The organism is Streptomyces puniciscabiei (assembly GCF_006715785.1).
Lineage (GTDB): Bacteria > Actinomycetota > Actinomycetes > Streptomycetales > Streptomycetaceae > Streptomyces > Streptomyces puniciscabiei.
Map to the genome: position 1 here is coordinate 6426553 of NZ_VFNX01000001.1, position 19196 is coordinate 6445748.

At 68.6% G+C, this 19196-nt stretch carries 16 protein-coding genes and 2 pseudogenes; 8 read left to right on the forward strand and 10 right to left on the reverse strand.

Annotated features, from left to right (window positions below):
* Nucleotides 1–238 precede the first annotated feature (238 nt).
* The gene (locus FB563_RS29800) at nt 239–1747 is read left to right on the forward strand and encodes an MFS transporter (RefSeq protein ID WP_055706094.1); all 1509 of its coding nucleotides are present in this window, start codon (nt 239–241) and stop codon (nt 1745–1747) included.
* Between the two features lie 382 nt (nt 1748–2129).
* Here the strand turns inward: FB563_RS29800 and FB563_RS45255 are convergent, their stop codons facing one another.
* Nucleotides 2130–2462, reverse strand: a complete 333-nt coding sequence (locus tag FB563_RS45255; RefSeq protein ID WP_324615840.1) for a hypothetical protein — start codon at nt 2460–2462, stop codon at nt 2130–2132.
* A gap of 205 nt (nt 2463–2667) precedes the next feature.
* Here FB563_RS45255 and FB563_RS29810 point away from each other — a divergent pair, with 205 nt between their 5' ends.
* Complete coding sequence (locus FB563_RS29810) at nt 2668–3069, forward strand: PP2C family protein-serine/threonine phosphatase (RefSeq protein WP_055706092.1); 402 nt, start codon at nt 2668–2670, stop codon at nt 3067–3069.
* Between the two features lie 131 nt (nt 3070–3200).
* On the opposite strand, the gene FB563_RS29815 is transcribed toward FB563_RS29810, so the two are convergent.
* From FB563_RS29815 to FB563_RS29825, 3 genes are all read right to left on the reverse strand, one after another.
* Nucleotides 3201–3530 carry an NIPSNAP family protein gene (locus tag FB563_RS29815; protein ID WP_055706091.1) on the reverse strand — a complete coding sequence of 110 codons (330 nt, stop codon included), beginning with the start codon at nt 3528–3530 and terminating at the stop codon, nt 3201–3203.
* Nucleotides 3531–3572: 42 nt separating this feature from the next.
* Nucleotides 3573–3962: an SsgA family sporulation/cell division regulator gene (locus tag FB563_RS29820; RefSeq protein ID WP_234357740.1), complete on the reverse strand. Its 390-nt coding sequence runs from the start codon at nt 3960–3962 to the stop codon at nt 3573–3575.
* A gap of 357 nt (nt 3963–4319) precedes the next feature.
* Nucleotides 4320–4802 (reverse strand): hypothetical protein, encoded by a 483-nt coding sequence (locus FB563_RS29825; protein ID WP_055706089.1) that lies wholly within the window; start codon nt 4800–4802, stop codon nt 4320–4322.
* 371 nt (nt 4803–5173) lie between these two features.
* On the opposite strand from FB563_RS29825, the gene FB563_RS29830 reads away from it, so the two are divergent.
* Together FB563_RS29830 and FB563_RS29835 are read left to right on the forward strand one after the other, a co-directional pair.
* Nucleotides 5174–5383, forward strand: coding sequence for a ferredoxin (locus FB563_RS29830; protein ID WP_030176846.1), 210 nt, complete (start codon nt 5174–5176; stop codon nt 5381–5383).
* Between the two features lie 89 nt (nt 5384–5472).
* Nucleotides 5473–5895: pseudogene (locus tag FB563_RS29835) on the forward strand (cytochrome P450); the annotation flags it as partial.
* Nucleotides 5896–5926: 31 nt separating this feature from the next.
* Here the strand turns inward: FB563_RS29835 and FB563_RS29840 are convergent.
* Entirely contained in the window at nt 5927–6562 is a 636-nt protein-coding gene (locus tag FB563_RS29840; protein WP_055706088.1) for a TetR/AcrR family transcriptional regulator, read from the reverse strand.
* A 432-nt stretch (nt 6563–6994) separates the two neighbouring features.
* Between FB563_RS29840 and FB563_RS29845 the strand changes: the two genes are divergently transcribed.
* Nucleotides 6995–9457, forward strand: coding sequence for a SpoIIE family protein phosphatase (locus FB563_RS29845; RefSeq protein ID WP_055706087.1), 2463 nt, complete (start codon nt 6995–6997; stop codon nt 9455–9457).
* Between the two features lie 617 nt (nt 9458–10074).
* Here FB563_RS29845 and FB563_RS29850 read toward each other — a convergent pair.
* From FB563_RS29850 to FB563_RS29860, 3 genes and pseudogenes are all read right to left on the reverse strand, one after another.
* Nucleotides 10075–11235: an IS30 family transposase gene (locus FB563_RS29850; RefSeq protein WP_055706086.1), complete on the reverse strand. Its 1161-nt coding sequence runs from the start codon at nt 11233–11235 to the stop codon at nt 10075–10077.
* 105 nt (nt 11236–11340) lie between these two features.
* Nucleotides 11341–12630, reverse strand: a pseudogene (locus FB563_RS44225) (NRAMP family divalent metal transporter).
* Nucleotides 12627–12851: a CBS domain-containing protein gene (locus tag FB563_RS29860; protein ID WP_055706085.1), complete on the reverse strand. Its 225-nt coding sequence runs from the start codon at nt 12849–12851 to the stop codon at nt 12627–12629. Before FB563_RS29860 ends, FB563_RS44225 begins: the two are co-directional and overlap by 4 nt.
* 241 nt (nt 12852–13092) lie before the next feature.
* Here FB563_RS29860 and FB563_RS29865 point away from each other — a divergent pair, with 241 nt between their 5' ends.
* Nucleotides 13093–13707, forward strand: a complete 615-nt coding sequence (locus tag FB563_RS29865; protein ID WP_055706084.1) for a hypothetical protein — start codon at nt 13093–13095, stop codon at nt 13705–13707.
* Between the two features lie 2119 nt (nt 13708–15826).
* Here FB563_RS29865 and FB563_RS29875 read toward each other — a convergent pair.
* Entirely contained in the window at nt 15827–16219 is a 393-nt protein-coding gene (locus tag FB563_RS29875; RefSeq protein ID WP_055706082.1) for a hypothetical protein, read from the reverse strand.
* Nucleotides 16220–16223: 4 nt separating this feature from the next.
* Nucleotides 16224–16592, reverse strand: a complete 369-nt coding sequence (locus tag FB563_RS29880; RefSeq protein WP_324615839.1) for an Hsp20/alpha crystallin family protein — start codon at nt 16590–16592, stop codon at nt 16224–16226.
* Nucleotides 16593–17480: 888 nt separating this feature from the next.
* Between FB563_RS29880 and FB563_RS29885 the strand changes: the two genes are divergently transcribed.
* Complete coding sequence (locus FB563_RS29885; RefSeq protein ID WP_055706098.1) at nt 17481–17912, forward strand: NfeD family protein; 432 nt, start codon at nt 17481–17483, stop codon at nt 17910–17912.
* A 4-nt stretch (nt 17913–17916) separates the two neighbouring features.
* On the forward strand, nt 17917–18954 hold the full coding sequence (locus FB563_RS29890) for an SPFH domain-containing protein (protein WP_055706080.1): 1038 nt from the start codon (nt 17917–17919) through the stop codon (nt 18952–18954).
* The last annotated feature ends 242 nt before the right edge of the window (nt 18955–19196 follow it).

Below are 19196 nucleotides of genomic sequence, written 5' to 3' on the forward strand. Positions count from 1 at the left end.
CCTATGCCGACGCTGCATGCGAAGTGCGCGTGTTCGTGAACCCTCCTGAGGCGGAAAACCGTCAGCCTCGTCGAACTGCATCACCCGCGCCTCCGTTCACCGAGGCGGGCAGGCCGTCGGCTGCCCCTGCCCGTGAGCGCGAGGTGGCGCCTCGTACCGCGTGAGCCGTACCTGATCTCTCCATCCGTTCTCTTCTCTCTTACGCCATCCCCCACCTGCTGTCCGGAGAGCTGCCCTCATGTCCCAGAACGCCACCGCCGCTGCTCGCGGCGCCGAGACCACACCTGCGAATGCGCCCGACCTGTCGCACCGGCGTCGCTGGTGGATTCTGTTGGTCATTTCCCTGTCGATGCTGATGGGTGTCCTCGACGGCACCATCGTGAACATCGCCCTGCCGTCCGCCCAGCGCGACCTGGGCTTCTCGGACGCCGACCGGCAGTGGGTGGTCACCGCCTACGCGCTGGCCTTCGGCAGCCTGCTGCTGCTCGGCGGCCGGGTCGCGGACCTGGTCGGGCAGAAGGTCACCTTCCTGGTGGGTCTGGCCGGCTTCGCGACCGCTTCCATGGTGGCAGGCGCGGCGAACGGTTTCGCCATGCTCGTCATCGCGCGCGCCGTCCAGGGCCTGTTCGCCGCCCTGCTGGCCCCGTCGGCCCTGTCGGTCCTGATGACCACCTTCACCGATCCGCGCGAGCGGGCGAAGGCTTTCACTGTCGCGGGATCGGTCGCCGGTGCCGGCGGAGCCATTGGCCTGATCCTCGGCGGGGTGCTGACCCAGTACTTGGACTGGCGCTGGACCATGTACGTCAACGTGGTCTTCGCGGTGGTGGCGTTCGTCGGTGGGGCCGCTCTGCTGCACCGCACGCCGCGCGACACGTCCTCCAAGCTCGATGTCCTCGGCACTCTGCTGGTTTCCATCGGCCTGTTCTGCCTGGTCTTCGGGTTCTCGAACGCCGAGACGCACGGCTGGGGTTCGTCGGCGACCTGGGGCATGCTGGTGGTCGGCGCCGTACTGGTTTCCGTCTTTGTGTGGTGGCAGAGCAGGGCGGCGTCTCCGCTGCTGCCCCTGCGAGTCTTGCTGGACCGTAACCGCGGTGCCTCCTTCGCCGCCCTCTTCGTCACCGGCGCGGGCATGTTCGGCGTGTTCCTGTTCCTGACCTACTACCTGCAGCAGAGCCTCGGCTACAGCGCTCTGAACACCGGCTTCGCCTTCCTGCCCCTGATCGTGGCCTCGTCGTCCGCCTCCGCCGTGGCCAACAACGTCCTGGTACCGCGCATAGGGCCGAGGCCGGTGGTCCCGCTGGGCATGGCCATTGCGGCCGCCGGGCTGATCTGGATGACCACACTGGACCTGAACAGCGGATACGTGACGCAGGTACTGCCCCAGCTGGTACTCGTCGGCATCGGGCTGGGCACGGTCATCGCGCCCGCCATGAGCCTGGCGACCTCCGGCGTGGCGGCCGCCGATGCCGGCGTCGCGTCGGCCGCTGTCAACACCCTGCAGCAGATCGGCGGCTCCATTGGCATCGCCTTGCTCAGCACGATGGCCTCCGACGCCGCCACCGGCTACCTCTCCGGCCGCAACCCCAAGGACCCCGGCGCCCTGGCGCAGGCCGGTCTCGATGGCTACGCCACGGCCTACTGGTGGTCGGCGGCCGTCTTCGTGGTCGGCCTGGTCGTCACAGCCCTGCTCTACCGCCGGGGTGTGCCCCAGCAGGGCGAGAACGCCGCACCTGTCGTGCACATGTAGGGGGCAGAAAGTGCCGACGGTATCAAGCATCCCGACGGGATGCCCGGCTGGCCCGCGTGGAGCGTCGGAGATCATCTCGGCATGATGCCGCGCCCAGGGATCGACAGGTCCTACCTGTCGATCTCCTCGCCTGGCGTGCACTTCGGGGACCACGAGAAGGCCCCCGCCCTCGCAAGTGAGTTGCGGTTCGGTCTCTTCGCCTCCCTGCCCGTGCCGGACGTCGAGGGCTCGCTCGCAGAGGCCGCCCACGCGCTCGACGTCGTAGGTGCGGGCGGATTGGTGGTGGAACCAACCACCATGCCCACTACCTCGGTGACCCCGGTTCGAGCCGCTCTGGGAGGAACTCGACCGCCGCAGCGCCGTCGTCCACGTTCACCCCACCTCAGCGCCCCGCGCCGACGAGCTTGCTCTTGGCCGGCCACGACCGATGCTGGAGTTCCTCTTCGACATCGCCCGCACTATGAGCGACCTGCTCCTGCAAGGAGTCCTCGCCCGCCGTCCGCGGATCAGCTGGATCTTGACACACGGCGGAGGTGTGCTGCCGCTGCTCGCCGACCGGATGAAACGCTTCCGCGCGCACGTCGGCGGAGGCGTCGTCGACGCGCCGAGCGCCGTCCAGCAGCTCGGCCTCCTCTGATACGACGTGGCCGGCACGCCCTTTCCGCGCCAGATCCCGGCCTTCGACGCGGCCATCGGCACCGAGCGTCTCCTGCATGGCTGCGCCTATTGCTGGACACCCATCGACGCGGTGCTCGCTCAGGTCGCCACCGTCGACTCCGCGCTGCAGCCGTCCGCCACGTCACTACCTCACTTCACCACCGGCAACGCCCGCAACTTGTGCGGCACCGGTCATGAGCAATTGGGTCTGACGACCGCGGTCGCCACGACAGCACCGCGGTCCGCGCCGGGACGCCGCAACGGTGCACGACGCCGACGAGCACTTCATCACCGCTGCCCTGCTAGACATCCCCGATCAGGGCCCGCAGGCCGAGATGCTTAGCTGCGGCCATCCCCCGCCCCTGCTGATCTGTGGAGACCAGGTGACCGTCCTGTACTCCCGCCGGCCCGCGCCCCCGTTGGGCCTGTGCGCCCTCTGCGTCCGGAAGGACAGCACCGACCCGTTCACCTTGCAACCTGGTGACATGGTGCTGCTCTACACCGACGGCGTGATCGAAGCCCGCTCACCCGCCGGAGCCTTCTACCCGCTCGCCAACGGGTCGCCTTCTTCCCCGCCTCAAGCCCCGACGCGCTGCTGCACCACATTCACCGTGACCTGCTCGAGTACACCGCAGGGCGACTCACCGACGACGACGCTTTCCTGATCACCCAACGCACCCCCTAGCGTCATCTGCACCGGCCGCACCTCATGTCCGGTGCCGAGGGAACTGCTCCCGTGATGAGACCTGTTGGACGCCGGCCGCCATGGCCGAAGCATCCGGTCGCGCGAGAACCCTCAGTGCAAGGGTGAGTCGGCGGTGGGCGTCAGTGCGATCTCGGTGACGCCGACGATCTGGCTGAGGTCGAAGCCCTCCATGTCGGCGCGGAATTCCGGGCTGGCCAGATACGCCAGTAGCCGTTCCTGTACGTCGTCGCCGTCCCGGTAGGAGACGAGGGCGTACAGCTGGGGCGTCTCACTGCCGGGAGCCGCGGGCACCGTCCAGACACCGTGCGTGGTGATCCGGTGCTTCGCCATGCCGGGAATGTGCTTGGACCAGATGTTCTCGTAGGCGACGAGCGCCTTGCGGCTGCACAGCGTGTAGACACGAAGCTGGTACTGGGACATGAACAGTCGATCCTTTTCTGTCTGAGCATGGATGATCAGTGGTCAGCTTTGCGAGAGCAGGTATGCCAGTTCGGCGTCCCAGTCGATGCGCCCCGACTCGGTGCCCCGTGGCACCACGGTCTCCGTGCGCTCCAGGAAGGTCTTGACGTCGTGTACGGGGACCTTGACAAGGGCGGTGCCCGCGCGAGACCCCAGAGCGATGTACATCGCGGGGTCACCACGGTTGGCGGCCGACCAGATCCGGACGTCCCCATGACCTGCGCAACCGTTCAGGCCGTCGGCCAGAAGGTCACGCCCCAGGACCCATTCGACCGGCTCGTCGCTGTGGACGAAAAAGGCGGCACGGACGACGTAGGGATCAGCAGGCTCGTACCGCAGCCGCATGCACAAGGGCTGTGAGTAGGTGCGCGAGACGACGAGCTGCGCGGTCACGGCCCGAACCACGGTCCTCGAAGACTCCATGGGCATTCACTCCAAGGCACCCCCCTTGCCTCGGCTGCGCCCCGGCGCTCGTGGCGACAAGCACGCATCGAATCAGGAGGTGTTCAGCAGGGCCCGGGCGCCGGACAGCATCGGCGGACCGCGCGGGTCGTGGCGTCGCGACAGTTGGGCGACGCGCGCCTGTGGCACGAGGTGGTGCCGCAGGCAGGTTCAGAGGGAGCAGGGAGCAGGCCGCCCGGGCGGCGGGCAGGGGACCGCTGATCCGTGACCAGCGGTCGCATCCCCGCCGCCGACAGGCATCAAGGCGAGAGGTACAGCCTCCGCTCAGGGGCACAGACGGGACCTGTCTTACCGGTCACCGTGGTTCCGGCCGTAGTGGTCCCATCCGTAGGAGTCCCAGCCACCGTGGCTCCGGTCGTAGTGGTCCCAGCCGAAGTAGTCCCGGTCACCGCGGTTCCAGTCATGGTGGTCCCAGCCCCGGCCGTCGCTCTCGTAGCGGTTCCAGTCGTACCGGTAGGACCTGTCGGACTTCCACCCGCGCCCCTCGTCGTCCCAGCGGTAGCAGCGACCGTCGCGGCTGTGCCAGAGGGAGCCGGCGACATGGTCGTCGTGGTGCCAGCCACGGTTTGCGTCCCAGCAGTAGCCCTGCTCGATCAGGTAGCCCACGCCGTGGTCCCAGCGGTAGTCGGCGGGGTTGACCTCGGCCGACCGCTGGACGTGTACGGAGGCGGGAGTCGCGGCCGAAGCGGTGCCCCCGGCACCGACAACGGCGACACCCGCGACCGCCACGGAGGAAACGGCGACAGCAATCCGCTTCGTGAGCTTCTTCATGATCTTTCCTTCCGGTTGGTGCGGTCTGCACCAACGGCTGCTTTTGCAGGCGATGTGAGGCGCCTGGCGTTGTGTGGCGTTGTCCATCCAGCAGTTCCATACGTTGTACGGAATCGCCCTGCCAGGATAACCATACGACGTATGGAAATGGGACGGCGGTGACAGTGACTCGGGTCACTCGGACCACCTGGCCGAAGGGATGTACCTGAACGCTTCTCGGCAACTGGAAGGTGGTTGCCGGGAGTTCGTCTCCTTCCCCCTCACCCCGCTGGCCCGAATACCAGCTCTCCATCACAAGGCATGTAGGCACTCAGCTCTGGCCCCATGCTGGAGAGGAGGGGGGTGCGACAACGGAGGAAGAAGTGGTGGAGATGCGGACCGTTGTCGACCTCACACGCTGCCAGGGATATGCGCAGTGCGTGTTCCTCGCCCCTGAGGTGTTCGAGCTGCACGGGGAGGAGGGGCTGCTGTACGCCACTGCCGTCCCGGACGACCAGGTGGAGCGGGTACGCCAGGCCGCGGCGGCGTGCCCGGTGCAGGCGATCCTTCTCGGGGAAGAGGTGAGCACCGGTGCCCGGTGACCTGAAAGACGGCCGCATCGTCATCGTCGGCGCCTCGCTGGCCGGGCTGAGAGCAGCCGAGGCGCTGCGCGAGGAGGGCTTCACCGCATCCCGAGCAGCTGGACCGGCTGCGCCGCGACCCCGAACTGCTGCCGCTAGCAGTGGAGGAACTGCTGCGCAACGAGCCCCCGGTCCACATGCGCGAGCGCATCCCGCACGCCGACATCGACGTCGCCGGCACCAAGATCCCGCAACACGCGTCCGTCATTCTGGTGCTGGCCTCAGGTAACCGCGACCCCATGCGGTTCCACGAGCCCGACCGGTTCGAACCCACCCGCCCAGGCAACCAACACCTCGGCTTCGGCAGCGGTATCCACCTCTGCTACGGCGGACCCCTGGCCCGGATCGAGGCATACATCGCGCTCAGCGCGCTGCTTCCCCACCTCGGCAGCGCCCGCCTGGTCGAGGAGCCGCCCCCCTACCGCCAGAACGCCATGCTCCGCGGCCCCCGCCACCTGTCCATCCAACTGTGAAGCCGCGTCGTCGGCAGACAGCACATCGTCTTCACGCCGCAGCGGGAAGGGGCCGCCGGGCGAGGTCACGGGCCTCGTCCGCGGAGACGCCAAGCATATGCAGGAGCGTCTCGGCCATCTTTGCGGCTGCATGGTCCCTGTCGGCCTCGGGCTGATGGAACCAGAGCTGCAGGAGTGCCAGCAGGCTGCCGTTCAGCACGGTCAAGGCGATCATCGGGTCGACCACGGTGAAGCGGCCAGAAGTCATGCCCTGCTCCACGTCGTGTCTCGCGCGCGGAGCCAGTCCGCAGCCGGCGCATATGCGGCCGAGCCCGCTGTGGCAGAGAATCCGCATGATCTCCGGGTGTGAGCTGGCCATGCGTGCGCTGAGCCGCATACCGGCGGCGAGGCGCTCGGCGGGGTCGTCGACGCCGTACAGATGTTTGTCGACGGCTCGGGCGAACTCCTCCAGTGCATCGGCCACGGCTGCGTCGAACAGGTCCGGCTTGGACGTGAAGTGGTTGTAGAACGAGCCGAAGCCCACGTCGGCGAGCTCCGCGATGGTCCGGATGCTGGCGCTCGTATCGCCCGAATCGGCCAGGAGCTGCCGCGCGGCGCGGACGAGTGCCTGCCGGGTCTCGGCCCGACGCCGTTCGAATCGATTCCTGGGTGAGGCTGACATCGGCATACACCGCACACAAGGTCACCAGTTCTGATGAATCCATCATCGCGCTGCCGCTGCGAATTGTCCAGCCTGAACCTCGCCGGCCCCCAACTTCGCCGCCCAGGGGCCAGTGATTGCAGCGGCGACAGAGGCCGCCCCACCTTCCCCGTCGCGCTGCATGGCCACATTTGATTGAACGATCAGTTTCGGGGGCCTTGACGATGAAGCGGTCGTATCTGACTATTTCATCAGAAGTGGGCAAAATGATGCAAAGGTGGCGGATGCCGGGCTGCGGGTCACAGGGCAGCGGCGGAGGCCACCCGCTGCACCGCAAGGCTCCCGCTACCCCCGGGGTCTCCGCCTCCTGCCCATCACCGTCCACCACGGCTACAGACCGGGCGGCCGCGCCCACATGCCGGCACTCCCTCACCTCCGAACTGAAGGGGATCAACCACGATGACGCATACCGACCACACGCCACTCGCCAAGCCGGTGAGCCCCGGCGAGATACCGGACTCGGCGATAGCGGTGATCAATGCGGACGGGACGGTGGCGGCCTGGACGCAGGCCGCTGAGCGACTTGTCGGGTACTCGGCCGCGGAAGTGGTGGGCCGATCCGCCGCGCACGTGCTACCGCCCCCTGAGGAGGCCCGAATGGCTTCGCTGTTCGCCGAGCAGCGCCGTGCCCAAAGCGGCTGGTCCGGCACCGCCGCGGTCCGCCACCGCGACGGCCACACGCTCAAGATGTCGCTGCGGGTCTCGCTGTTGTGGGGACAGGACGCCGGCACCCGGTGGCTGGTATCCGTGACCGACATAGGCGCCCTGTCCTCGGAGCCTGCCAACGGACCGGTGCGGGAGTCGCTCCTTGCCCATGCACCGATCGGGATCGTGGTGTATGACCCACAGTTGCGCTGTACCTGGGTGAACGACGCCATGGAGCGCCACGACGGCATTCCCCGTGACCGGCGCTTCGGACGCCGTCTGAAGGACTCGCTGCCCGCCGTGGAGGCCGAAGCGCTCGAGGTGGTGATGCAGCAGGTGCTGCAGAGCGGTACCACCATGGTCCACGAATACCGGGCGTGGCCGCTGTCGGACGGGCGCCGTGAACATGCGTTCTCAGCCTCGTTCTTCTGCCTCCAGGACGCGGACGGCACGGCAATGGGAGTGTGCTCCATGATCGTGGATGTCACCGGGAACCGGCGGGCGCGCGAACGCCTTGCCATCCTCAGCGAGGCGAGTACGCGCATCGGCAGCACCCTCGACGTCATGCAGACCGGGCAGGAACTGGCCGAGCTCGCCGTGCCCCTGCTGGCCGACCACGCCCTCGTCGATCTGGTCGAGTCGGTTCCCTTTGGCCTGGAACCCTCGGCACGGATCGGCACGACGAGCGGCCGCCCGCCGCTGCTGCGGCGTGCGGGTCTGGCCTCCATCGACCTGGGACTCCTGGAGTTGCCGTGGGTCCGGGAAGAGGTGATCCACGCCCACCCGAGCTCATCGTTCGCCGTCGCCCTGCGCACGGGCAGGTCTCACCTGGAGCCGGTGCTCGACACCCAGGCCGGTCCGTGGGTCGACCACGACCCGGTGCGGGCGCAGAAGGTGCGGGACAGCGGCGTCCACTCCTTGATGGTCGTGCCCATCCGTTCGCGGCGCTGCGTGCTGGGACTGGCGCTGTTCGGCCGTTCCACGGAACAGACGCCGTTCCAGGAGGACGACCTGCTCCTCGCCGAGGAGCTCGTCACTCGGACCGCGCTCAGCCTGGACAACGCCCTGCAGTATGCGCGCGAGCGCACCGCGGCCCTCACCCTGCAACGCGACCTGCTGCCCCACCGGGTGCAGGGCAGTGCCGCCGTCGAGGTCGCCTCGCGCTATGTGCCGGCCGACATGGACCACGGCGTGGGCGGTGACTGGTTCGACGTGATCGAGCTGTCCGGCGCCCGGGTGGCCCTCGTCGTCGGCGATGTGGTCGGACACGGCATCAACGCCGCGGCGACCATGGGCAGGCTGCGCACCGCCGTGCGCACGCTCGCGGACCTCGACCTGCCCCCGGACGAACTGCTGACGCACCTCGACGACACGGTCCGGCGGCTGAACGACGAGGACACCGACGACACCGACCAGGCCCCCGCGGTGGTGGGCGCCACCTGTCTGTACGCCGTCTACGACCCGGTCACCCGGCGGTGCACCGTGTCGCGGGCCGGGCATCCGCCGCCCCTGGTCGTCGGCGCACAGGGCCGGGTCACCGTCCCCGACCTGCCCGCCGGAGCCCCGCTCGGCCTCGGTCTCGGCCTGGTTCCCTTCGAGTCCGTGGAACTGGAACTGCCCGAGGGAAGCGTGCTCGCCCTCTACTCCGACGGCCTGGTCGAGTCCCGGGACGAGGACATCGACGCCGGCCTGCGCCGCCTGGGCGCCGCCCTGGCACAGCCGGGCGCATCCCTGGAGGACATGTGCTCGCGAGTGATGGAGACCTTGCGGAGTCACACGCCGGCCGACGATGTCACCTTGCTCCTTGCCCGGACCCGCGCGCTCGAGCCCACCCAGGTCGCCTCCTGGGACCTGCCGAACGAACCGGTCACCGTCACAACAGCCCGGCACCTGGCCGCCCGTCAGCTCAGGGAATGGGGGCTGGAGCCGCTCGTGACGCCCGTGGAGTCGATCGTCAGCGAACTGGTCACCAATGCCATCCGCCACGGCGGCGGACCCAGCCGCCTACGGCTCATCCAGCACCGGGTGCTGACGTGCGAGGTCTTCGACAGCCACACCGGCCAGCCGCGCTCCCGCCGTCCCGGCGATCTCGACGAGCACGGCCGCGGCCTCCACCTGGTCGCCCAGCTCTCGCGCCGGTGGGGCTCCCGCTGCGCAACGGACGGCAAGGTCGTCTGGGCCGAACAGGACCTGCCCGCCAGGGCCGGTGCCCTGTGACCCGTCGGCGAGCCGCGCGCGACAGGGGTCGTCCGCGCGTGTCGGTCTCTCGTAGCCGCAGGGCTCTTACCAGGAAGCCAGCGTTATGGATCACCCAGTGAATGGTGAAGACGCCGACTCGGTAGGCGCCTCCCAAGCAGCTATGAGTTGTCTTTGGTGCCGGTCCCGGCCGGGATGTCCGCCCTGGACGGCCGGCAGTCGCGGTGCTGGACGACCGAGGCGTGGTGGTGGGGCGGACCAGGACAGCAGAGGATCTGACGGGGTTCCACGCCGATGACGTCCACGGCCGCCCCGTGCGGCCCTGCTCTTCGCCGCAGTGGCCGCAGCCGTGGTGATGAGGCGACTTGCCAGGTCCTGAGCGTTGCCTCATCGCACGGTCCACCCGCCCTCGCCTGGCCGGGCGTAGACCACCGCAATCGTCGACCGGCTCACCAGTTCCGGTCGCTGCCGGCTCGGGAGCGTCGAAACTCACTTTGCTGGGGCGGTCGGTCATGTCCCCTGTGGTGGTGTAATCACTGGGCCCGAGGTGATCCGGTGTCGGCGACGGCTGAATTGTGAGCCACTGCCGACGCTTGGGTTCTAAGGTGGATTCGCATGATCATCGCAACGTTTCAGGCTCAGAGTGCCAGAGCCGCGGCGAATGCTTGAGCAGGGGTCTGCCAACTCAGTGTCTTGCGGGGTCGGTTGTTCAGCCGGTGGTCGATGACGCGAAGGTCGTCAGCGGTGTGCAGGGACAGGTTCGTGCGCTTGGGCAGGTACTGCCGGATCAAGCCGTTGGTGTTCTCATTCGTGCCTCGTTCCCAGGGACCGCCTGGGCGTGCGAAGAAGATCCCGTCGGTGAAGTAGGGCGCGAGTTCGTGATGGCGGGCCGTCTCGGAGCCCTGGTCCCAGGTGAGACTCCGACGTGCCTGTTCCGGCAGCGTGCTGAGGGTGGCGATGAGGGCGTCACGCACCTGGCCGGCCGAGTGTCCCTCGGGCAGCGGGACCAGGCGGAGATAGCGGGTGCGTCGGTCGACGAGCGTGGCGACGGCGGATTGGCTGCGTGCGCCCACGACGAGGTCGCCCTCCCAGTCGCCGAGTCGCTCACGCAGCTCGATGAACGATGGCCGGCGGTCGATCAGTACGGCTGGTGCAACGAAACGTGGCATGCGCTGGTCAGGGTGGCGGCGCTTCTTTCTCAGTGGCCGGCCGGTGCGGAGTTTCCTGGTCAGAGTCCTGCTCAAGCCGCCTTTGGCCCCTTGGTAGAGGGCTCGGTAGATGGTCTCGTGGCAGAGGTGCCGCTCGGGATGGTCGGGCCAGCGGGTCCTGAGATGGGCGGCGATCTGCTCCGGGCTCCACTCCATATCGAGCTTGGACTGCACCTCGGCTTTGAACTCGGGATCCGTGGACAGCTTGGAGCGTCTGGGGCGTCCGGCCCGTTCGCGGCCGCGGTGGTGGGCCAGGTCGGCGTCGTATCTGCCGTAGTCGTGCGGACGGCTGTTGCGCCGCAGCTCCCTGCTGACTGTCGACGGTGCCCGTCCGAGCAGGCCGGCTATCTCCCGGATTCCTAGGCCGCGGCCACGCAACGAGGCGATCCTCCGCCGCTCCAGCAGCGACAAGTACCGACCCGAGCGCGAGGCTTCCGGGAGATAGTCCGGTTGCAGGCCACCGTTCTCAGCCCGCCACCGGTAGCCAGTCTTGCGCCCGATGCCGAGTTGCCTGCACGCCTCGACGCTGCCCACCCCGGCCGCCAGAAGGCGCCAGTACTCGGCCTCGAGCTCCAGTCTGCGCCTGGTCAGCCCCCGAGTGGCCCCTGTGCGGCGGCCCCGGAATGTTTTCCCGGCCGATCCGTAGCCGCAATCTGGGTCCGGTCGGCCGGACTTGGCGGGTTCCTCGGGGTGGGATCAGCCGAGACCGAACCAGCCGAGGACGGTCTGGACGAGCAGGATGGTGGATATGCCTGCGACGCCGACGACCACGATGGTGGCGCCGATCCGGTAGCGAGGGCCGTTGGCCGCCGCACCGAGCACGGAACGGCGGTTGGTGAGGACCAGCAGGTAGACCGGCACGATGGGGCTGATCAGGCCCTGCAGGACCTGGGTGCCGATCAGGAGCTGGATGACGTTCACCGGGGTCATCGCCACCGCGGCGCCGAGCACGATCTGGGCGGTGAACAGGCCCAGGAACAGTGGGGCGTCGCGGAAGCTGCGGGAGACGGAGCGTTCCACTCCGGCAGCCTCGCCGACCGCGTAACTGGCCGACAGCGGTACGACTGCGCCGGCCAGGGCGCTGGCGCCGATCAGACCCACGGCGAAGAGGATTTCGGCGTTCTGGCCGGCGACCGGTTTGAGGGCTTCGGCGGCCTGGGCGGCGGAGTCCAGCGGACCGGTGTCGCCAATGGCGGCGACGGTGGCGATGATGATCGTCAGGCTGATGATGCAGGCGAACACCGCCCCGATCACGGCGTCCAGCTTGATCAGCCGGTAGTCCTCGGGCTTCGCGCCGCGGTCTACGACACCTGCGGCGGCGTAGAACTGCATGTACGGGCTGACGGTCGTGCCGATCAGGGCGACCGCGAGCAGGATGAAGCCCTTGTTGGGTTCCATGTGCGGGATCACCAGGTGCTTGCCGACCTCGCCTCAGTGCGGGTGGCCGAGGATCATCGCGATCGGGTAGGCGAAGAACGCCGGCGACATGATGAGGAAGATGCGTTCGGCCCATCGGTAGGAGCCGAACAGTACTAGCGACCACAGCAGGATCGCCGCTGGCGGGATCACTGCCCACTTGGGCACACCGAGCAGTTCGAAGGCGGCGCCGATGCCCGCGAACTCGCTGACGACCAGGCCCGTGTTGGCCAGCAGCAGGCAGAACACCGCCAGGCCGGTCAGGCGCAGGCTGAACTGCTCGCGGATCAGTGCGCCCAGGCCCTTGCCGGTGTGGGCACCGAGCCGGACGGCCATCTCCTGGACCATGACCAGGGCGATGGCGAGCAGCACCATGAAGAACAGCGTGCCGTAGGTGTATTGAGACCCGGCGGAGGCGTAGGTGGCGATGCCGGCGGCGTCGTTGCCGGCGTTCGCGGCGACCAGGCCCGGACCGGCGATCGCGGCGACCACGGCGAGACGGCCCAGGCCCCGCCGCCGCGTGGCGGGTGCGGCGGGTGCGGCCGTTGTAGTGTCCAGATCGCGGGTCACCGCAGGAACCTCCGGAAGTGCAGGCGCCCGCGCTCGGGCAGCAGGTAGTCGAGCAGGCCGTCGGCGAGGATCCGGCCGACGGGCCGGTCGGAGTCGTCCACCACCAGAAGTGAGGTGGCGCGGGAGTCGACCAGCTGGTCGGCGGCCTCGCCGAGGGCGGTGTCGGGGCGGACGGTGACCGGAGGGCCGAACTGGGACCGCCAGGTGACCAGGTCGGCCATCGGGGTGGTGTCCTCGGCGACGGCCAGGTCGAACAGCGCGCCTGCGGGGGCTGAACGGGGTGCGATGGGCCGAGGTCAACGCGGTCACCGGCCAGGTCCTGCTCTCGTTCGACGAACGCAGGGTCGGCCTCGACCGGCTCCTGGACATGGTCAGGGCCGTGGAAGAAGCCCAAGGGGTGCAGGACGAGGAGTTCGCCTGGGCCCAGCCGTCACTCCGGGCGACGACGCTCCCGTTGCGGCCGTGGCGGCCGAGTTGCTGGTCGACTGCGCGGCGGTCGCCGCCGGGGTCGTCCAGCGGGTCTTGCGGCTGCTGCCACGCGCGGTGCCCGCGGCGGTCGCCGCGCTGGAGCTCGAGCGGGAGCTGCGCCGACCGCTGATGCGGCGTGTCGGCCCCGTACAGACCGATCTGCTGCTGTCGCTGGCCGGTGCCACCGTCAACGGGCTCTGCGCCGGCATCGGCATGCCCGCCGTCGACGCGGCGCACCGGCTGCTGCTGCTCGGCGAGGTCCGCGCCCGGCGGCGGGTGTGGGAGCGGCGCGAGAGGGACCTGTGCTCGGGCCCGGAGTGCGTACCGCGCACACGGCCGGCGCGGCACCTGCGCGCCAGGACCCGGCCACCCGGGCCCGTGGAGCAATGGGAGAGACGGCTGGCGCCATCCGCCCCGCTCACCGCCGTCGCGGTCCTCGCGCTCAGGGGCAGTCCCAGGCGGGCGGCGGACGCGCTGCTCGCCACCGTACCCAGGGCCGCCCGCTACGGCCGGGAGGCGTTCGCCGCCATGGTCGGACGCGAACTGGCCCGGCACGCGTCGTACCGCTCGACCCGTCGGCGCGCTGCCTGCTGCCTGCGGCGCGGGTAACACGCTGCACGCCACGCAGCGGGTCATCGCCGAGTTGGAATTTTGTGACCCACCTCAGGGGATGACAGGCAGTCACTCGTTGTGGGTGAGCGGGGGCTCGAGTGGAGATCACCCACGGCATCCGGTACGTGATCCAGGTCCATGTCCGTGACGGGTGACCCACTTGGGTTCGGCCACAGGCAGGCTCGGCTGCTGGTTCCGGAGGTTGACGTCGACGATGTTCCGGAAGCCGGGGGCTACAGCCGCCGCCACGGACAGAGGTGTTGAGGGTGCGAAGCGTGTGCGTCGTCTGCTATGACCCTGCGGGTCCGAGGACATCGCGAGGCGGCGCCTTTGTGCAGGGGCTGTGCGGTTCACCTGATGGGTGACGTCTCTGCGCTACGTGTCCGGGGGACGAATAAATGGTCATCGTGGCGCTGTAGCTGGTTTTTTCCGGCCTGGCCGTCCCCGGTGGGACCGGGCGGATCCCCACCGCCGTCGCTGCCGGGGACGGGTGGCTCGCACCGAACCGTGCATTGTTCGATGCCCTGCCTCTGGCGATTGACTTGCCGCTTCCAGGTAGCCCGCTGTTTGGTCCGTGACTGGTCCGGGAGGGCGGCTCAGGAAGTCGGCGCCAGCGTTATGAATCGGGCAATTGCGACAAATGGGCCGCGCGTGATGAGGTTGAGGTAAATGGGCTCTGGTGGGGAATTCCCAGCTCAGCGCCCACTTCAAGCACCCTAGAAGAATCCAAGTTTCTTGGGCGAGTAGCTACAAAAGATGTTCTTCGTCTGCTGGTGGTACACGCCTGATCTCGCTTCTGACCTGCGACAAAGAGTGGAAACGTCGAGTGCCGGGCTGAGTCGGTCCGCACCTGGTCCGGATCTTGATGTCCACGCGCCGGCAGAGAGGCATCCTTCCTGTGTCGTCGCGTCGCCGGTAGAGGGGGCGCGGTACGTGAAGGACGGGCCGGGGCGTGCCGGGCGGTCCGCTCCCGGAGGGCGGCTGGCACCCAGGACGAGCTGGCTCGCCTGTTCGGCGCGTACGAAGCCGAGGATCGCCCCAGCCACTTCCGCGCCCGCGAGTTGGCGTACCGGCCGCGCAGTTCCGCGAGCAGGCGGCGCTGCCCGTCGAGCCAGGGCGGGTCGGGTTCCTTCAGGCTGGTGGGGTTGCGGACGTGGACGCCGATGAGCCGGGCGCCGATCGCCGCGGCCAGCGGCGCGGTGCAGCACGCGGTCGCTCTCCAGTTCTCCGGCCAGGGCCCCACCGTCACCCGGTGGATCAGGGCAAGGGACGGCTCATCTGAGACTCTGCAGCCCGTCCGGGACACACGTCGGAGATCAACGCCTGCCGTCACGACAAACCCACCGCCCACTTGCGCCCGGCCTCGGCGCCATCGCCGACCTGGGGTTCGTCGGCCTCGACGACAGCGGCCCGGACGCCGACCCGGCGGAGATCACCGGCTACAAGTCCGCCCGCTCACCCGCGGTCGGATTCCAACACCGCGCTTGCCGCGGTCGGGGCGCCGGTCGAGCAGGGCTTCGCGTACCCGAAGAACTGGCGCGCGCTCGGCATGGTCCGCACCGACCCGAAGCGGGCAACCGCGCTGGTGAGGGTCCTGCTCGTCCTGACGAAGCGCGAAGGTTCCCGCTGATCCCTGATCTACACCGAAGTCGTCCGCCCGAGACCAGCCCGAGCACACAGGAACCCGTGCACACCAGACCCGTGAACTGCGACTTCACGATGCACACGCCTCATTCGGAGAACGAAGTCCCCGCTTCACGCGTAGGAGGACCGAGCAGTCCGACTCGGCCCCACCGGTGTACAGGTGGGCCGCCGTCACGGCAGGTGCCCGCCCCGCGGCACGCCGGCAAGCCCTTGTCGGTGGTGAAGAGGATGGCAAGGCCGCCACCACCGTGTTGCTGACGATCAGCGAGGCTGAGTGTGAACTCCTGGCTCCGGACGGTCAGGGGGCGGCGACGCGTTCGCAGCCCGGTCATCACCCTTCCCGTCCGCCTGGCTGCGTTCCTGGCGCAGGACGTCGAGGACGACGGAGCCATCGACGGTCTCGCGGATGATCAGTTGTTCGGCCGGGCGGGTGGGACGGTGCCGGGAGGCAGGTCGGCGCCCGGCGATATGACTACGGGCTGCCGGTGACTTCCTTGGAGACCGCGGTGTGGACATCGTGGATGAGGTCCTGCTGTGCTTCGGTGAGGCCGCGCAGAAGTGGTTCCCCATTGTCGGGAGCCGACCAGCTGCCGCAGATGGCCAGGTTGCCGAATATGTACTCCTCCGGGCCGCCCAGGGCAGCCACGAGTGAGGTGGCGACATGGTTCGGCCGATACGTGCCGGCCAGGCGGGAGACGTCGCTGACGTGGCCGTGGAGGCCGTTGCCGCCCCACGCGGAGCGCTGAATGGTGAAGGCAGCCGGGGCCCCATGCTGCGGGTCCGCGTCCCTCAGCATCTGGTCCGGGACGCCGTCGCGGAACTCTAGCCGGCCGTCGGGACGGATCAGTGCGTAGAGACCAGTCATGCCGTCACCCGGATGCGGCGGTGGGGCCGGGCGGGCGGCCCCACCACAACGCTGCCTTCAGGGCTGGGCGATCTCGACGTGGTGCGGCTCGGCGGCCTGGGCCTTGGGGGAGGACGGTGACGGTCAGCATCCCGTCGGCCAGCGTCGCGGTGATCTCTTCGGCCTTGACGTCTGCAGGCAGCAGCGTCCGGTACTCGAAACGCCCGGTGCGCCGGGTACTGCGGCGCAGGACGCCTTCACGCTCGCGCTCCTTGTACTCCCCGGTGATGCACAGTTCCCCCTCGCCGACCTCGACGTCGATGTCCTCTCGTTTGATCCCGGGCAACCTCGCCTCGACCACATAAGCGTCGTCCGCCTCGTGCAGGTCGGCCATGGGAGACCACCCACGTACGCAGGGAGCAGCGCCAGCGGCCTGCTCCAGGAACCGGTTCATCCGCTCGCAGAGATCATCGAACTCGGCGGCGATCGGCGCGCCCCAGCCCAGAGAGGGGAAAGCTCGTTCCATGAAGCGGCCGGGCCGGTGGTGTGTGGGCAGGGGCATCGCGGTTCATCTCCGCCAAACGACGGCATTCGGTTCACTCCCATGGTGCGGGTATCCGCCACGGCCCGCGAACCTGGCCGCTGGCGACGGGCTCCGGTCCCCCGGCCGCGGTCTCATCTGATCTGCTCAGCAGTGCCTGTAATCCCTTCGGGCGGATCCACTCCACCGCCTTCGCGCCTGACCGGTGGTGTGCTCGTTGTTACCGGCAGGATGGCGGGCATGGGCCACTGGGTGTAGATCCGTCCGCTTCTTGCAGCCGATGTCGTCGACGGCGGCGCCCAGCGATCCTGACCACCGGAGTGCGCTGCGGCCGCCTGGCCGATGGCTTGCCCGCCGCGGAGCCTGTCGCTCGACTCCTCCCAGTTGCGCGAGGCGGGCCCGCGGCCTCCGCCTATGGGCTCCGTCCTCTGGATCGTGGTCGGACTGGCCGGTGTGGCTGAACAGGCGATCACCGGTCGGCTGTGCCACGACCAGGGACGGGCGGACGACGCGGCCGCGGATTTCGCTCTGGACGGGATTGGCCCCTGTGCCGCGGTGGAGTGATCTTCCTGGATGGGTAAGGCACAGGTAGTGGGCATGAATGAGCTGGATGTGCCGTACTGGCCTGCTTGCCTGGATCGCCGGGGTTTGTTTGCCGACGGGTACCGCGGCTGTTCCGTTTCGGGGTCCGATGGTGAGCGGCCGGCCTTCCACGCCTGCACCGGTCTGAAGAGGCGCGCAATGGATCCATGGCTGATGTGGTTGATCATTGCAGCCGTTCTGGCTGTGGCGGAGATCTTCACACTGACTGCCGCGCTCGGCATGCTGAGTGCGGCCGCGCTGGTCACGGCGGGTTCTGCTGCAGTCGGTCTGCCGCTGCCCTTCCAGTTCCTGGTGTTCACCGTCGTTGCCGTGGTCACCGTGCTGTTTTTGCGGCCCGTCGCGCTGCACCGTCTGCGGCAGCCCCAAGCGGCACGGTTCGGTGTCGACGCCCTGGTCGGCAAGTCTGCCTATGTCGTCGCGGAGGTGACGGGACGGGGCGGCAGGGTCCGTATCGACGGCGACGAGTGGACGGCCCGCGCCTACGACGAGACGCTGGTGATCCCTGTCGGAAAGACCGTCGATGTCATGGAGATCAGCGGCGCAACCGCGATTGTCTACCCACGGGACTGAAAGCATGGAAACCTCGGCGTTCTTGTTTGCCGGCCTGATCATCGCTCTGTTCGTGGTCTTCACGGTGGTGCGGGCGGTCCGGATCGTGCCCCAAGCGCGTGCACGTACCGTCGAGCGACTGGGCCGCTATCTCCGGACCCTGAATCCCGGCCTCAACTTCGTCATCCCGTACATCGACCGTGTTCGCCCGCTGATCGACCTGCGGGAACAGGTTGTCTCCTTCAAGCCGCAGCCGGTCATCACCGAGGACAATCTGGTCGTGGAGATCGACACTGTTCTTTATTTCCAGGTGACCGATCCGCGTGCGGCTTTCTACGAGATCGCGAATTTTCTTCAGGCGGTCGAGCAGCTCACCGTCACCACGCTGCGCAACGTCGTGGGGTCCATGGACCTGGAAAAGACGCTCACCTCACGGGACACCATCAACAGCCAGCTGCGCGGCGTGTTGGACGAGGCCACCGGCAAGTGGGGGTTGAGGGTCAATCGGGTGGAGATCAAGGCCATCGACCCTCCGCAGACCATCAAGGACGCGATGCAGAAGCAGATGCGAGCCGAGCGGGACAAACGCGCCGCGATTCTCGGGGCCGAGGGGCAACGTCAGTCACAGATCCTCACGGCCGAGGGCGACAAGCAGGCCGCCGTTCTGCGGGCGGAGGGCAACCGTACCGCTGCGATCCTCCAGGCCGAGGGCCAGTCCCGGGCCATCGACGAGGTGTTCCAGGCCGTACATCGCAACGACCCGGACCCCAAACTGCTCGCCTACCAGTACCTCCAGACGCTGCCCCAACTCGCGCAAGGCTCGGGCAACAACTTCTGGGTCATCCCCAGCGAGATCACCTCCGCACTCCACGGTGTGTCCCGCGCCTTCAGCGAGGTGCTGCCCCAGTCTCCGGCCACTCGCGAGAAACCCACGGACGGCATGGCCGCCCAGGCCGCCGACGACACGGCGCAGGCGGCGGAGGCCGCTGCCGAGGCCCTCGCCGACGCCGCCAGGGCCGATCGTGGCACCCTCGACCCCGGCCTCTCCCAGCCGCCACGCTGACAGCCGGGCACGCCGGCTGGATTTCGCCGGTTCCTGTACGCCACTTCCCAGGACGCAACCCGAGGGGTTGATGCGGGCATGACATTTGGTGAGCCGGATTGCTCCTGGTCGGTCGACGATGCGTCTACCAGGACCTGCCTGCGCTCAACCCGGTGGAAACAACCCCGGCGGCGGGCGATCGGGGCCTCCGCGCGATCCTGCAGGCCGCCCACCCCGGCATGTCGTAGCCGCTCGAGAAGCTC